The following is a 13,457-nucleotide window of genomic DNA, read 5'->3' as shown; positions in this document are numbered from 1 at the left end:
CGACGTCAGTGCGGTCGGGGACGGGTACCGGGTGGCCCGGGGGCCGGCGGGCCGTCGACGGGCGGATCCGCTGGGGCGGTGTCCGCGTCGCCACCGGTGCCGAGCAGGGCGGCGAGGTCCGCGAGCACCACCCAGGGCCCCGGGCGGACACCGAGCGGATCACTCAGCACGCGGCTGACGACCTCCTCCGGCGGCGGATCGCCCAGCGAGGTGACCACCAAGGAGGCCCCGGTGAAGTCCTCCTGGCCCGTGTAGGCGCTGGTCGTGACCGCGCAGGCGAGCCCGGCGCCGAGCGCGGCCAGCAGCCCGTTGCGGCTGTCCTCGATCACGACGACGGTCGCGGGATCCAGGTCGAGCCGGTCCAGGACGCATGCGTAGATGTCCGGGGCCGGCTTCTTCCGCTGGACCACGTCCCCGGCGAAAACGCCGAAGTGAGGGGTCAGTTCCGGACCCATGGCGAGTTCGAGCACGCTGCGGACGGATGCCTCCGCGGAGGTGGAGGCGACCGCGAGCGTCCACCCGGCCTCATGTGCCGCCGTGGCGACCCGCCGCACGCCGGGCCGGGGCGGAATGCTCCCGCCGCCGATGATGGCCGTGTAGATCTCCGTTTTGCGCCGGTGCCAGGCCGCGACCTGCTCGTCGAGTGCGGCCGGATCGGAGGGCAGACCGGCGGCGGCGACGAAGTCCGGGGTCAGCAGCGTGCGCATGCGCTCCTTGCCGCCGCCGATCCTCACCTTCTCCGCGTACTCCTCGTCGCTCCACCGCACCGGCAGGCCGAACTCCTCGAACGTCCTGTTGAATGCGGGCAGATGCCCGTCGCGTTCGGTGTCGGCGAGAACGCCGTCGCAGTCGAAGACGAGCGCGGGCACGGCTACCTCGCCTGCCCGGCGCTGCCGAAGAGCCTCATCAGCGAACCGGCCAAGTCGATGACGTCCTGGCGGACGTCCCGGAAGAGCGACGGCGGATCCCACTTCTGCCGCTCCTCCGCCGTCCGCAGGAAGGCCAGGTTCGACTTCATGTACGTCTCCTTGAGGGCGGTGGAGATGTTGACCTTCGCGCACCCCCGGGAGATCAGGTCGCGGAACTGCTCGTCGGAGAGCCCGCTGCCGCCGTGCAGGGCGATGGGCACGGGGTAGGCCGCCACGATGTCGGACACGCGCTGCGCGTCGAGCACCGGCGCCTGCTTGTACGACCCGTGCGCGTTGCCGATCGCCGGTGCGAAGACATCGACCTGCGTGGTCCTCAGGAACTCCAGCGCGACCGCGAGGTCCTGCTGCTCAGCGGCGGTGTCGCTGCCGACCCCGTCCTCCACACCGGTGATCGACTCGATCTCGCCCTCGACCGCGGCGCCGAACGTACGAGCCTCCGCGACGACCTCGACGGTCTGCCTCATGTTCTCCTCGACCGGCAGCTTGGAGGCGTCGAAGAGCACCGAGTTCCATCCCTGCCGCAGGCACTCGGTGATGACCTCGCGCTCCGGACAGTGATCCAGGTGCAGGGTCACGGGCACCTCGATGCCGGCGGTCATCGAGCTCCACATGGCATGGAGCACGTCGCTGCCGATGGACCTGACCGTCTTCACCGAGGTCTGCACGATGAGCGGCGACGCGTTCTCCACCGCGGCCGCCAGCACGGCCTCCAGCGTGAGGTCGTTGAACACGTTGATGGCCGGTACGGCGTAGCGCTCCTCGAAAGGCTTGGCGAGGATCTCGGTCAGCGGTGTCACACCCACGACGCCTCCACGTCTTCGCCCCCGCTCTCCCATTCCACGTCAGCCCCTCACCCGCCGCCACTTTTGGCCTGCGCGGCAGGCCCCGGCGAGCACGCCCCTGAGCCGCCGAAGCGCCCCTACGTCAGGCCCCACGCCGGCATCTCGTTCTCTCCGGCCGGTGGACCCGGGACGGCCTTGACGGGACCGAGCCGAGGTGCATCCGGTCTTCCAGGTCGGGCATGGCAGGGCACAACCTTTGGGCCCGGTCTCCGGTCCAACATCGCGGCGGTGGGCCACGGGCCCTCGCCGTACCCCCGCGACTCTTATCCCGACCGGCCATGCCGAGATCTGAGGAGCCACGAAGTGCGCAGTACGCGTTCCACCACGAGAACGTCCAGAACCATCCGCGGCCGAGCGAGCCTGCTGTCCGGGCCGGCCGCGGCGACCGTACTACTGACCATCGGCGCCACGATCACCGCGACGGCCACTCCGGCGCCCGCGGCTCCCGCGGCCGTGGCGGCGGCCCATGACGACTTCAACGGCGACGGCTACCCCGATGCCGTGATCTCCGCCCCCGGCGGCACCGTCAGTGCCCAGAAGGGTGCCGGCTACGTCGCCGTGCTCTACGGGTCCGCGAGCGGCCTGTCCACCTCCCGCCGGGCGACGTTCAGCCTGAGCACTCCCGGCATACCGGGTCTCGCCCAGACCGACGACGGTTTCGGACGGACCACCGCTTCCGGAGACCTGGACGGCGACGGCTACGCCGATCTCGTCGTCGGCATGCCCGGCAGGGACATCGGGACCACCACCGACGCCGGGGCGGCGGTCGTGCTGTGGGGCTCCGCGAACGGGCTGCAGGCCACCGGCGCTATTCTGTTGCAGGACAGCGCACCGTCGGTGCGCGGACACTTCGGACTGGGCCTGGCCACCGGCCGCTTCCACGGCACCCGCACCGAACTCGCCCTCCTGACCGGCAAGGCTCTGCAGACCTACGACTTCGAGGCCGGCACCGGCGGCACACACACCTTCCAGGCCACTGCCATGGACTGGAAATGGGCGGAGGACTTCACCCCCACCGGCCTCACCTCCGGTGACTACGACAAGAGCGGCTCCGACGACGTGGTCCTGCTCGGCACCTTCACCGTCTACGAAACGGTGAACCCCGTCGAGACGTTCGGTGCGGCCAGCTACCTTCCCGGCGGCCCCAACGGGCTGACGTACGGCCGCGGGCTGCGCGGCGGCCCGGTCGGCGACTCCGGCGACATCAACAACGACGGCTACACCGACGTGGTCTTCGGTTCCCCGGCCGACAGTGACGACCTCAACGACGTCCTGGTCGACGGCGGCACCGTCGACGTCTTCCTCGGCGGGCCCGGCGGCCTGAGTGGTCCGGACGCCGACCAGCACTTCGACCAGACGAGCATCGGCGCCTCCGGCGACGACAAGACGGGTGACCGCTTCGGCGGTGCGGTCACCGTGGCGGACGTGAACGGCGACGGCTACGCCGACGCGGCGATCGGCGCGCCGGCGAACGACATCAACAGCCTCACCGACCCGGGCACGGCGTGGGTGGTGCGCGGTACCACCCACGGACTCACCCCGCGAGGCCTCGTCAGCTACAGCCAGAGCACGCCGTCCGTTCCCGGGGACAACGAGGCCGGCGACTGGTTCGGCGGCGCCCTTCGGCTCATCGACGCCAACAAGGACGGCAAGGCCGAGCTGATCGCCTCCGCGCCCGGCGAGGACACCGACGACGGCGCCGCCTGGGTCTTCCCCGGCACGAGCAACGGCCCCGCCGGCAGCGGATCCTGGTCCTTCAACGGCGGCAACCTGAGCGCCCCCGTGCCCGACGCCCGTTTCGGGGAGACCTTGGCCCCGTAGCGGTGGCCGAAGCTCGATTCGACACCGTGCTCGGGCCAACAGCCTTGTGATGAGGGGGCCTCCCGCGTCGCGTTTCCGGGAGGCTGCCTTGTCCACATCGCCACGACGTCGGGGAGCCGGTGCCGGCTGCTAGCGTTCGGGCGCATGGAAGACGGCGTGTACGTGGGCAATGCGGGCAAGGACGCGACGGTGGACCGGGGATGGCTGCTCGGGCACTTCAAGGAGCACGGCGATCCTCGCCACAGCGACGCCGTCGAGGTCAAATGGGGTGTCCACCCACGTGGTGAGCGACGGGTCCAGTGGGTGAAGGGCGAGGTGCGGACAGCTCTCCTGGTTCTCATCACCGGCCGCTTCCGTGTGGAGTTCCGCGGTCGTAGCGTGCTGCTGGAGGAGCAAGGCGACTACGTCGTCTGGGGCCAGGGAGTGGATCACTCCTGGGCCGCCGAGGACGACTCCGTGGTCCTGACCCTGCGCTGGCCTTCTGTGTCCGGATACGCCGCACCATAGGTGGCCTGCAGAGCCTCACGTGCGTCACACCGCACAGCGAAAAGCCTCACTTCTGCACAAACGTTTGCGAAACCGAGGGCTGACGCCTGTTCGGGCATTGAGGGGACCCAAATTTTTTAGCAATGGCGTATTGTGGTCGGCTATTTTCGGGCCGGCCCTTAATGTCGCCCGCCGGCCGGACGCGGTGTCCCGCGCCGCCGAAAGAGTGTGGCGCGGGTCGCTGTTGACCGTCTAGATCGGTATCGATTTAATATCGGCGGAAATGAGCCACCGCAGGGGTGGCCGGAAAAATACGGACACTTTCTCAGCCACTCCTCCGCATGCATCTGACGCAGTTCTATGGAGTTCTGGCAAAGGAAAGGCGATACCCGCAAGCCCCCGCGAAGCGCCGCCGAACCCGTGAGGATATCGAGCCGAGACGCGGCGTGGGTCGCCGCACTTTTCGTTCATCGGCTCCGCAAGGGAATTGACCGCTCCGAATCGCTCGAAAATGGCCATGCCGGGCATACCCATGTCTTCCCCACGAAGCACAGTCACCCATCACTCGGACAAAGGAACATCTCCCGCGCCCCTGTCGCTGGCGCAGGAGCGACCGTGGGTCATGGCGCGCATGGACGGAGACGCCAGCGCCGCCTACAACGAGCCGATGCCCTTCGACATCCGGGGCCGCTGGACCGGGACCTGTTCATCCGGGCGCTGCACCTGCTCGCGGCCCGGCACGAGGCCCGCGATCGACAACGACGGTGCGGCGAAGATGAGTTACACCGCGCCGTCCCTGGCCGGGCAGCGCGAGGTGATCCGGACCGCCCTGGCCCGCGCCGGACGCACCGGTGCAGACCTCGGCTACGTGGAGGCGCACGGAAGGCGTCGACCTGTCGCAGGAGATCCCGGCGGAGCAACTCGACGAGATACGTACCGCGTTCCGCGATCACCACGTCCTCGTCTTCCGCGATCAGACGATCATCGCCGAGGACCACAGGCGTTTCGCCGCCGCCTTCGGTGAGCTGCGTCCCGTCAACCCGCCGCCGCCCGAGGGCGATCCCTACATCCTGGAGATCCGCACGACGTCGGCCGCGGCGGACGTGGCGGGCGACGGGTGGCACGCCGACGGCACCGCCGACGCCGAACCGCCGCTGGGATCGATGCTCTACATCACCGAGATCCCCGAGCCCGGCTGCGGCGGCGACACCCTCTTCGCCAACATGCACCTCGCCTACGACATGCTCTCGCCGGCCATGCGCACCCCTACGCCCGCCACGGCCAGCGCGTCGCCATCAACGGCGGCCCCGTCAAGGGCTGACGGCGCGACCAGAGGCGGCGTCGTGCCAGGCCTGCACCACACTCTGGTCCGAACGGGCCCAGCGGAAGGCGCCTGACCGGTAAAACCCAGGTCAGGCGCCTCTTCTTGCGCGCCTTGAAGAAGCCCAGCCTGTTCGGCGAGTACGAGACCAGGGGTTCCTGGTCCGATCGTGGCCCGGATCGTCGAAAATGACTCCTGACGTCCACCTGTTGCGCTCCCGTACCGGCGAAGACTCGCGGGCGGCGTGCCGGTGAGCGCGCGATCGCGGAGTCGACGGCCACGATCCGGTCGAGGTCGCCCTCGGTGTCTGCTCACGTGAGCAGAGTTGTGAAGATCCGTTCACACACGCCGTCGACCGCCCGCCTCGCAACCGCCACCCCGTCCTCACCGACGGAAATCCGCCGAACAGGCGCTGAGCGCAGCCGAGTTGGCAGGGCCGCAACGCCCCGGGGTGTTGCCGGTGCCGACAGCTCGGAGAACTCGCGTCGTCCAAGGTCACACGGCATGTCTTCCGTCGCCGAGGCGCCCATGGGCGGCTGTCTGTTCGTTGACCCGGCTTCAAATCTTGAGCACAAATTCCACACGGCCCTCTCTTCAGACGGGCCTTGATGGTCTAGATTGACCGTGCTTCGCATGCTGGGACACGAGGCGACAAATGATGATCTATGGGCCGGTCGATACAGACGGTCAGTGGCCGCGTGTCCGGCGCCAGACGTGGGGGTGATCAACTCCTGGGGCCCGAGAGGGGCTTCGGGTGCGGGGAGCACCCGAGGTTTCGACCGGCTCCCGCGCACCTCGGGAGCCTGGCACGGCATGCAAGTCCGCTGCGGCAAGGGCGGGTTGTTCAAGTAGCGCTGAAGTAGCCGGGATGTCACGTGCGGGGGGCGGGGGCCACCCGCGGGAGGAACGGCGCAGCGCGGGGAGCCGGGGGGCTCTTCGGGGGCGGAAGCGTGCGGGGGGAGGGGGCCTCCCGACGGTAGGAACCGTGTCAGGGCACCATGTCGAACCACTGGGGACCGGGGGGTTTCTGTGCGGCAGGGGGGACTAGTCGGCCCTTTTCCGTCGGCGCGCGGGCGTCTGGCGGGCGGGTCAATCAGCAGGCCGGCGATCGAGTGGGAGCAGCGATACCGCCGTACCGTGATCATCAGCGATACCGTGGCCACCGCCTTCGTGGTGGCGGGGATCGGCGAATTCTTCGGGGCTCGGGACGCGGCCAACTGGCACGAGAAGTGGGGGATTCTCGCATTCGGCACCGAGCTGCTGGTGCTGTCGGCGCTCGCGGTGGGCCGGTCGTGGGCTCCGGCCGTGCTCGGCCAGGGTGCCGAGGAATTCCGCCGGCTCGGACGCTCACTGTTCGCGGCGACCGTCGTACTCGCGCTCGGCGGGATCGCCCTCACCTCGCGCAACATCAAGCTCTGGATCTTCGTCGCGATCCCCGCGATCGCGCTCGTCACCATGACCGCGCGGTATCTGCTCCGCCTCTGTCTGCACAAACGGCGGAAGGAAGGGCGGTGCCTGAGACCGGTGCTCGCTGCCGGAAGCCCGGCCACCGTGTGCGACCTGATCACCCGAACCCGCAAGTACCCGCACATCGGCTGGCGGGTGGAGGCGGTGTGCACGGCGGACGGTCGCGGGCTCGACGGTGACGAAATGGACGGAGTGCCGGTCGTCGGCCGGCTGTCGGACGTCGCCAAGCACGTCCGCCACGACGGCTACCGTGTCGTCGCGGTCACACCGGATCCGCACTGGACACCGGAACGCTTGCAGCGACTGGCCTGGAACCTCGAGGGCAGCGATGCCGAGATGGTCGTGGCCCCGGTACTGATGGAGGTGGCCGGTCCGCGGCTGCACGTCGACGCGGTGCTCGGGATCCCGCTGCTGCGGGTCAGCCTGCCGACCTTCTCCGGGGGCCGCCGGGCCATCAAGGAGGTCGTCGACCGGGTGGGCGCGGCGGTCCTGCTGATGCTGTTCGCGCCGCTGATGGCGTTCGCCGCACTGCTCGTGCTGGTGGACAGCCGGGGCGGGGCCTTCTACCGCCAGCGCAGGGTCGGCAAGAACGGCCGGGAGTTCACGATTCTCAAATTCCGCACCATGGCCGTCGGGGCGCACCGGGCACGTGCCGAGCTGGCCGACCGCAACGAGGGCGCGGGACTGCTCTTCAAGCTCCGCCGGGATCCGCGGGTGACCCGGGTGGGAGCAGTGCTGCGCCGGTACTCGGTCGACGAACTCCCGCAGCTTTTCAACGTGCTCACCGGATCGATGTCGCTCGTCGGGCCGCGGCCTCCGTTGCCGGAGGAGTGCGCCGAGTACGGTCCGGACATCCGGCGGCGGCTGCTGGTCAAGCCCGGACTCACCGGCCTGTGGCAGATCAGCGGACGCAGCGACCTGCCGTGGGAGGAGGCGGTCCGCCTCGACCTGCGGTACGTGGAGGACTGGTCGCTCGCCCTCGACACGGTGATCTTGTGGAAGACGATGCGTGCGGTGCTCCATGGGCAGGGGGCCTACTGATGCGCGGGGGGCTGCGACTCAAGGGTCCCGACGACGCGCGGACCGCAGGCCACAAGGGCCTGCCTGGGGGGAGAGACGGGTCATGAGAGTCAGCGTTTTCGGGCTCGGCTACGTGGGCTGCGTATCAGCCGCGTGCCTGGCCGGCATGGGTCACGAGGTCATCGGGGTGGACGTGAACCAGGTGAAGGTCGACCTGGTCAACGACGGCAAGGCCCCGGTGGTGGAGGAACGTATCGGCGAGCTCATCGCCGAGGTCGTGCGGACCGGGGCGTTGCGCGCCACCTGCGACGTCCGCGAGGCGATCACGGGCAGCGAGGTGTCACTGGTCTGCGTGGGTACGCCGTCGGAGCCCAACGGCAGCCTGTGCACCACGTACTTGGAACGGGTCACCGAGCAGATCGGCGCCGCGCTGGCCGAGGGGGCCAAGCAGGGGGGCCGGCACACCGTCGTGTTCCGCAGCACCATGCTGCCGGGCACCTGCCTGAACCTGCTGGTACCGATCCTGGAGAAGAACGTCGGCGGCACGGCCGGGGTGGACTTCGGGGTCGCGGTCAACCCGGAGTTCCTGCGCGAGGGCACGAGCGTGCGGGACTTCTTCGACCCGCCCAAGACCGTCATCGGCGAGCTCGACCCGGCAAGCGGCGACACGGTGATGACGCTGTACGACGGCCTGCCCGGCGAGGTGTTCCGGGTGCCGGTCCCGACGGCCGAGGCGATCAAGTACGCGGACAACGCGTTCCACGGCCTCAAGATCGGCTTCGCGAACGAGCTGGGCGCGGTGTGCCAGGCGCTCGGGGTGGACTCGCACCAGGTGATGGACGTGTTCCTGGCCGACCGCAAACTGAACATCAGCCCCGCCTACCTGCGGCCCGGCTTCGCCTTCGGCGGCTCCTGCCTGCCCAAGGACCTGCGCAGCCTGGTCCACGCGGCACAGCGGGCCGACGTCTCGGTCCCCATCCTCGCCCACGTGCTGACCTCCAACTCCGACCATCTGCAGCGCGCGGTGGACCTGGTCGAGCGCACCGGCAGGCGCCGGGTGGGCCTGTTCGGGCTGTCCTTCAAACCCGGCACCGACGACCTCCGCGAAAGCCCGCTCGTCGAGCTGGCGGAGAGGCTCTTCGGCAAGGGTTACGACATCAAGATCTACGACGCCAACGTGAGCCTCTCCCGGCTGCTCGGCGCGAACCGCGAGTACATCGAGAGCCGGCTGCCGCACCTCGCGCAGCTGCTCGCGGACTCCGTCGACGAGGTGCTCGAACACGCCGAGGTGTGCCTGGTCGGGACCAGGGACCCGGCCGTGCTCTCGGCGCTGCCCCATGGCGAAGGACCGGTGATCGTCGACCTCATCCGCCTTCCCGACGCCGAGACGCGCCGGACCGAACCGGGGTACATGGGCCTTGCTTGGTAACGCAATCAGCGGCGACGGTTCCGGCCGGCGCGCGCTGATCCTGGTGGAGAACCTGTCGGTGCCCTTCGACCGGCGGGTGTGGCAGGAGTGCACGACGCTGCGCGACGCGGGCTGGACGGTGCACGTCATCTGTCCGCAGGGGAGCAAACGAGACACGGAGCCGGAGGTGGAGATCGACGGGGTGCGGATCCACCGCTACCCGTTGCGCGCGGCCACCGGAGGGCCGGCCGGCTACCTGAAGGAGTACGGATCGGCGTTGTGGCACACGGCCCGGCTGGCCCGCAAGGTCGGCCCGGTCGACGTGGTCCATGCATGCAACCCGCCCGACCTGTTGTTCCTGCCGGCACGGTGGCTGAAGCGGCGCGGTGCACGGTTCGTCTTCGACCAGCACGACCTGGTACCCGAGCTGTACCTCTCCCGGTTCGGCCGCGGTGAGGATCTGCTCTACCGCGCCGTGTGCGCACTGGAACGGCGGACCTACCGGGCCGCGGACGTCGTCCTCGCCACGAACGAGAGCTACCGGGACGTCGCGGTGCGCCGTGGCGGCCGGCGGCCGGAGGACGTCTTCGTGGTGCGCAGCGCACCCGCGATCGACCGGTTCCAACCGGTGCCACCGGAGCCGGAGTTGAAGCGCGGCAAGCCTCATCTGCTGTGCTACCTCGGCGTCATGGGCCCTCAGGACGGCGTCGACTACGCCTTGCGGGCCCTTGCGAAGCTCCGCGACGGGCTCGGGCGGACCGACTGGCACGCGGTGTTCGTCGGCTCCGGCGACGCCTTCGACGCGATGGTGGAGCTGTCCCGGCGGCTCGGGCTCGGTGACCAGGTCCAGTTCACCGGGCGCATCCCGGACGACGAACTGGTGCGCTACCTGTCGACCGCGGACGTCTGCCTTTCCCCCGACCCGCGCAATCCGCTCAACGACGTGTCGACCATGAACAAGGTCCTCGAGTACATGGCGATGGGCCGGCCGATCGTCTCGTTCGACCTGAAGGAGGCGCGCGTCTCCGCCGGAGAGGCCGCCGTCTACGCGCCTGCCAACGACGAGGCCGAGTTCGCCGAGCTCATCGCGCTGCTCCTGGACGATCCGGAGAAGCGGGCCCGGATGGGCAAGATCGGCCAGGAGCGGGTCAGCGGGCCGCTCTCCTGGCAGAACTCGCAAGCGTCGCTGCTCGCCGCCTACGCCGCCGCCTGCCGTGACCACCCCCCGGTGCCGGCGGCCGATCCGGTTCGAACAGGGAAGAGGCAGCGCAGTTGAGCGAGGAATCGATACGTCTGGTCACCATCGGGCGGGTATTCCGTCGGCGCTGGCGGCTTCTCGCCGTCTTCGCCGTCGTGGGCGCGCTCGTCGGCTACGGCGCCTCGGTGGTGTTTCCGCCGCGGTACACGACGTCGGCGTCGGTCCTGCTGCCGGGGCAGTGGGAAGAGCGCGAGCTGCTGACCCAGGTCGACGTTGCGACCAGTTCGACGGTGGGCGACCGTGCGGCCGCCTCGCTCGGCTGGAAGGGCGTCAGCGGTGCCGAGCTGCGCGATCGCGTGACCGCCGCGGCCGCCGACGGGAACATCATCAAGATCTCGGGTACGGCCGACACCCCGAAGCGCGCGCAGCAGCTGTCCGACCAAGTCGCCCAGCAGTTCGTCAAGTTCGCCGCGCGGATCGTGGGCGGCGGTACCGATTCCGCGGCTGCCACGGAGTCCGAGGCGCTGCGGAAGCAGGTCGAGGAGACCAACCGCCGCATCACCGACCTGGCCGACGCGGCCGATCCGGGGCAGACCGTGGAGGGCGTGCAGGCCCGGACAGAGCTGGAGAAGCTGAGCACCTCGCTGGAGGAGGCCATGACGAAGCTGGACGAGGCCGACCCGGCGACCAACAAGGCCGGCATGGTCGTCATGGGGCCGGCGGCCCGGCCGACCGGCGAGGCGCCGCCGACCAGGATCCAGCTCATCGTCGCAGGAGCGCTGCTGTTCTTCCTGCTCGCGGTCATCGGCCATCTGGCCGCCGCACGGATGAACCGCCGACTGCGCACCGAACCGGAGATCGCCGCGGCGCTGGGCTCGACGCTGCTGGGCACCGTCGACGTGCCCGGTGAACGGCGCGGCGCGCACCGGCCGGACGGCAGTGGCCGACCGGGCTGGATCCGCCGACTCCTCGGCGTCGGCACCCCGTGGGATCTGCCGACCCCGCAGCGGTCCGACGACGAGGCCGGCCGACGGATCCGTTACCGACGGGTGTGCGCTCGCCTCCGGGACCAACTGCCCGCCCCCCGGCGGCTGCTGGTGGTCGTACCGGGCGGCGACGAGATCGCCCGCCGGGCCGCCGGACAGCTCGTCGCCGAGGCCAAGGGCGATCCGCAGCTGCGGGTGGTGGAGGTTTCGGCCGACCGGCCGATCGTCCCGGACCGCGACACCGAGTCCGGTGCCCTGGTCGTCCTCAGCCCGGGCAGCTGGACCTCGGAGGAGCTCGCCGGGATCGCCGAGGCATGTGCGGACGGCAGGCACGAGGTCCTCGGCATCGTCGTCGCCGACACGGTCCGCGCCCGTGAGACGCGGTCTGCCGGCCCTCCTCCGGACGACGCCACTCTCGCGCTCGCGGTGCGCGGCCCTGCAACGGGAGGTTCAGCGTGACGACTGGCACGACTGCGGAGTCGTCGGCCGCCACTCCGCTTCTCGACCTGCAGGCGCTGGTGGTGGCGGTGCGCAGGCGCCGCCGCCTCTGGTACGCCATGGCGCTCCTCGGCCTGCTGGCCGGCGCCGCGCTGGCGGTCCTGATGCCGCCGTCGCCGACCGCGGTGACCGAAGTGCTGGTGGCGCACGCGGAGGACCAGCCGAACGACACCGGAACCCTGATCCGCACCGACGTCCAGCTGCTGCAGACCACACAGATCGCCGGCAAGGCCCTGCAGTCCCTCAAGTCCCCGGAGAGACCCGAGGACTTCATGCGGGACTACCGAGGCACCGGGCTGACCAACAACCTGCTGCAGATCTCCGTGACAGGCGACAGCGACGCCCAGGCGGTGGCCCGCGCCAAGGCGCTGGCCGACGCGTTCGTCGCGGACCATGTGCAGCGGATGGAGAAAACCGCGCAGGCCGAAGCCCAGGCCCTGCTCGACCAGCGTGACCGCATGCGGGACGAGCTCGCCCAGGTCAACAAGGAGATCGGAAGCCAATCGGCGGACAGCGACCCGAAAGCGTCGGCGAGCCTCGAGTCGCTCTTCGCCCGCCGCGCCGAACTCGACTCGCGCATCTCCGATTTCGACGAGCGGGCCGCGGACGCGCGGACCGGCACACCCCAGGTCGTCGCCGGCACACAGATCGTGGACACCCCGCGCGCGCTGCGACACTCCCTGCCCAAGGCCCTGGTCACCGACGCCGCGATCGGGCTGGTCCTCGGACTCGTCCTCGGCCTCGCGCTGGCCGCGGTCGGCACGGTGGTGGCGGACCGCCCCGTGCTGCGCCGGGACATCGCGGCGAACCTGGGCGCCTCGGTCATCGCGGAGCTGCCCCGCCGGAAGGGCAGGCCCTGGCAGCGCCGCCGCACCCGGTTGACCCGCGAACGGCTCACCGCGACCCTGGCCCGCACCACACGCGGCTCCACGGAACCGGTGTCGCTGCTGGAACTGGGCTGTGCGCGCAGCACGAGCGTGCTCGCCCTGGACCTTGCCAGGACCATGGCGGCGGAGGGACCGGTGACCGTCATCGACGGTCTGCCCAGCCCGCAGCTCGCAGGCCGCCGACAGAAGCCAGGAGACCCGACCGTGGTCAGCGGCGAGCGTGCCGCGACCGTGTCGCCTGAGGAGCGCCGGATCGGCCTCGGCTCGGTGGCACCCGGGACGGCGTGGACCGACCTCCAGTACCTCGGCACCCGGACCGTGCTCGTGGTGCGTGCCGGACACGGGAGCGCCGCATGGCTGCACACCGTGGCGCGACAGCTCGCGGACCAGCGCATTCCGGTGATCGGCGTGGTGCTGATCGACCCCGATCCGCGTGACCGGACCGACGGCACCCTGTGGGACGGGCTGCAGACCGCGCTGCGCGGCCGGAGCGAGCGGCCGGCCCGGCAGGCGGGGACGGGCCGGCGGCGGACGGAGCGGCAGCCGGTGTGGGCCGCCCGGGGCCCGGACAACGACCAGGGGGTGCGGTAGGAC

The 13,457-nt window shown here is 70.4% G+C and carries 10 protein-coding genes and 1 pseudogene; 9 read left to right on the top strand and 2 right to left on the bottom strand.

The genetic code is table 11. From position 1 onward, the window contains the following. Window positions 1-5: 5 nt before the first annotated feature. Window positions 6-869: an HAD-IA family hydrolase gene (locus tag ACWGJB_RS32230; RefSeq protein WP_453383572.1), complete on the bottom strand. Its 864-nt coding sequence runs from the start codon at window positions 867-869 to the stop codon at window positions 6-8. A 2-nt stretch (window positions 870-871) separates the two neighbouring features. Next, window positions 872-1,732, bottom strand: a complete 861-nt coding sequence (locus tag ACWGJB_RS32225; RefSeq protein ID WP_453383571.1) for a class II fructose-bisphosphate aldolase — start codon at window positions 1,730-1,732, stop codon at window positions 872-874. 342 nt (window positions 1,733-2,074) lie between these two features. Between ACWGJB_RS32225 and ACWGJB_RS32220 the strand changes: the two genes are divergently transcribed. The 9 genes and pseudogenes from ACWGJB_RS32220 to ACWGJB_RS32180 all read left to right on the top strand — a co-directional run bounded on the left by ACWGJB_RS32220 (window position 2,075) and on the right by ACWGJB_RS32180 (window position 13,454). Further along, window positions 2,075-3,592 (top strand): FG-GAP repeat protein, encoded by a 1,518-nt coding sequence (locus ACWGJB_RS32220; RefSeq protein ID WP_453383570.1) that lies wholly within the window; start codon window positions 2,075-2,077, stop codon window positions 3,590-3,592. Window positions 3,593-3,736: 144 nt separating this feature from the next. Continuing rightward, window positions 3,737-4,099 carry a signal peptidase I gene (locus tag ACWGJB_RS32215; protein ID WP_453383569.1) on the top strand — a complete coding sequence of 121 codons (363 nt, stop codon included), beginning with the start codon at window positions 3,737-3,739 and terminating at the stop codon, window positions 4,097-4,099. A gap of 490 nt (window positions 4,100-4,589) precedes the next feature. Continuing rightward, window positions 4,590-4,904: pseudogene (locus ACWGJB_RS32210) on the top strand (hypothetical protein); the annotation flags it as partial. A 25-nt stretch (window positions 4,905-4,929) separates the two neighbouring features. Further along, window positions 4,930-5,475, top strand: a complete 546-nt coding sequence (locus ACWGJB_RS32205; RefSeq protein ID WP_453383568.1) for a TauD/TfdA dioxygenase family protein — start codon at window positions 4,930-4,932, stop codon at window positions 5,473-5,475. Between the two features lie 953 nt (window positions 5,476-6,428). Next, on the top strand, window positions 6,429-7,907 hold the full coding sequence (locus tag ACWGJB_RS32200; RefSeq protein ID WP_453383567.1) for a sugar transferase: 1,479 nt from the start codon (window positions 6,429-6,431) through the stop codon (window positions 7,905-7,907). A gap of 82 nt (window positions 7,908-7,989) precedes the next feature. Then, window positions 7,990-9,315, top strand: coding sequence for a nucleotide sugar dehydrogenase (locus ACWGJB_RS32195; RefSeq protein WP_453383566.1), 1,326 nt, complete (start codon window positions 7,990-7,992; stop codon window positions 9,313-9,315). Continuing rightward, the gene (locus ACWGJB_RS32190) at window positions 9,305-10,570 is read left to right on the top strand and encodes a glycosyltransferase family 4 protein (RefSeq protein WP_453383565.1); all 1,266 of its coding nucleotides are present in this window, start codon (window positions 9,305-9,307) and stop codon (window positions 10,568-10,570) included. The genes ACWGJB_RS32195 and ACWGJB_RS32190 overlap by 11 nt, the downstream gene beginning before the upstream one ends. Continuing rightward, the gene (locus ACWGJB_RS32185; RefSeq protein WP_453383564.1) at window positions 10,567-11,937 is read left to right on the top strand and encodes a Wzz/FepE/Etk N-terminal domain-containing protein; all 1,371 of its coding nucleotides are present in this window, start codon (window positions 10,567-10,569) and stop codon (window positions 11,935-11,937) included. Before ACWGJB_RS32190 ends, ACWGJB_RS32185 begins: the two co-directional genes overlap by 4 nt. Then, window positions 11,934-13,454, top strand: coding sequence for a Wzz/FepE/Etk N-terminal domain-containing protein (locus tag ACWGJB_RS32180; RefSeq protein WP_453383563.1), 1,521 nt, complete (start codon window positions 11,934-11,936; stop codon window positions 13,452-13,454). Before ACWGJB_RS32185 ends, ACWGJB_RS32180 begins: the two co-directional genes overlap by 4 nt. The last annotated feature ends 3 nt before the right edge of the window (window positions 13,455-13,457 follow it).

Source organism: Streptomyces sp. NPDC054813, from assembly GCF_053611365.1.
Note: the sequence above shows the minus strand (reverse complement) of the source record. Positions and strands in the feature narration are given on the sequence as shown.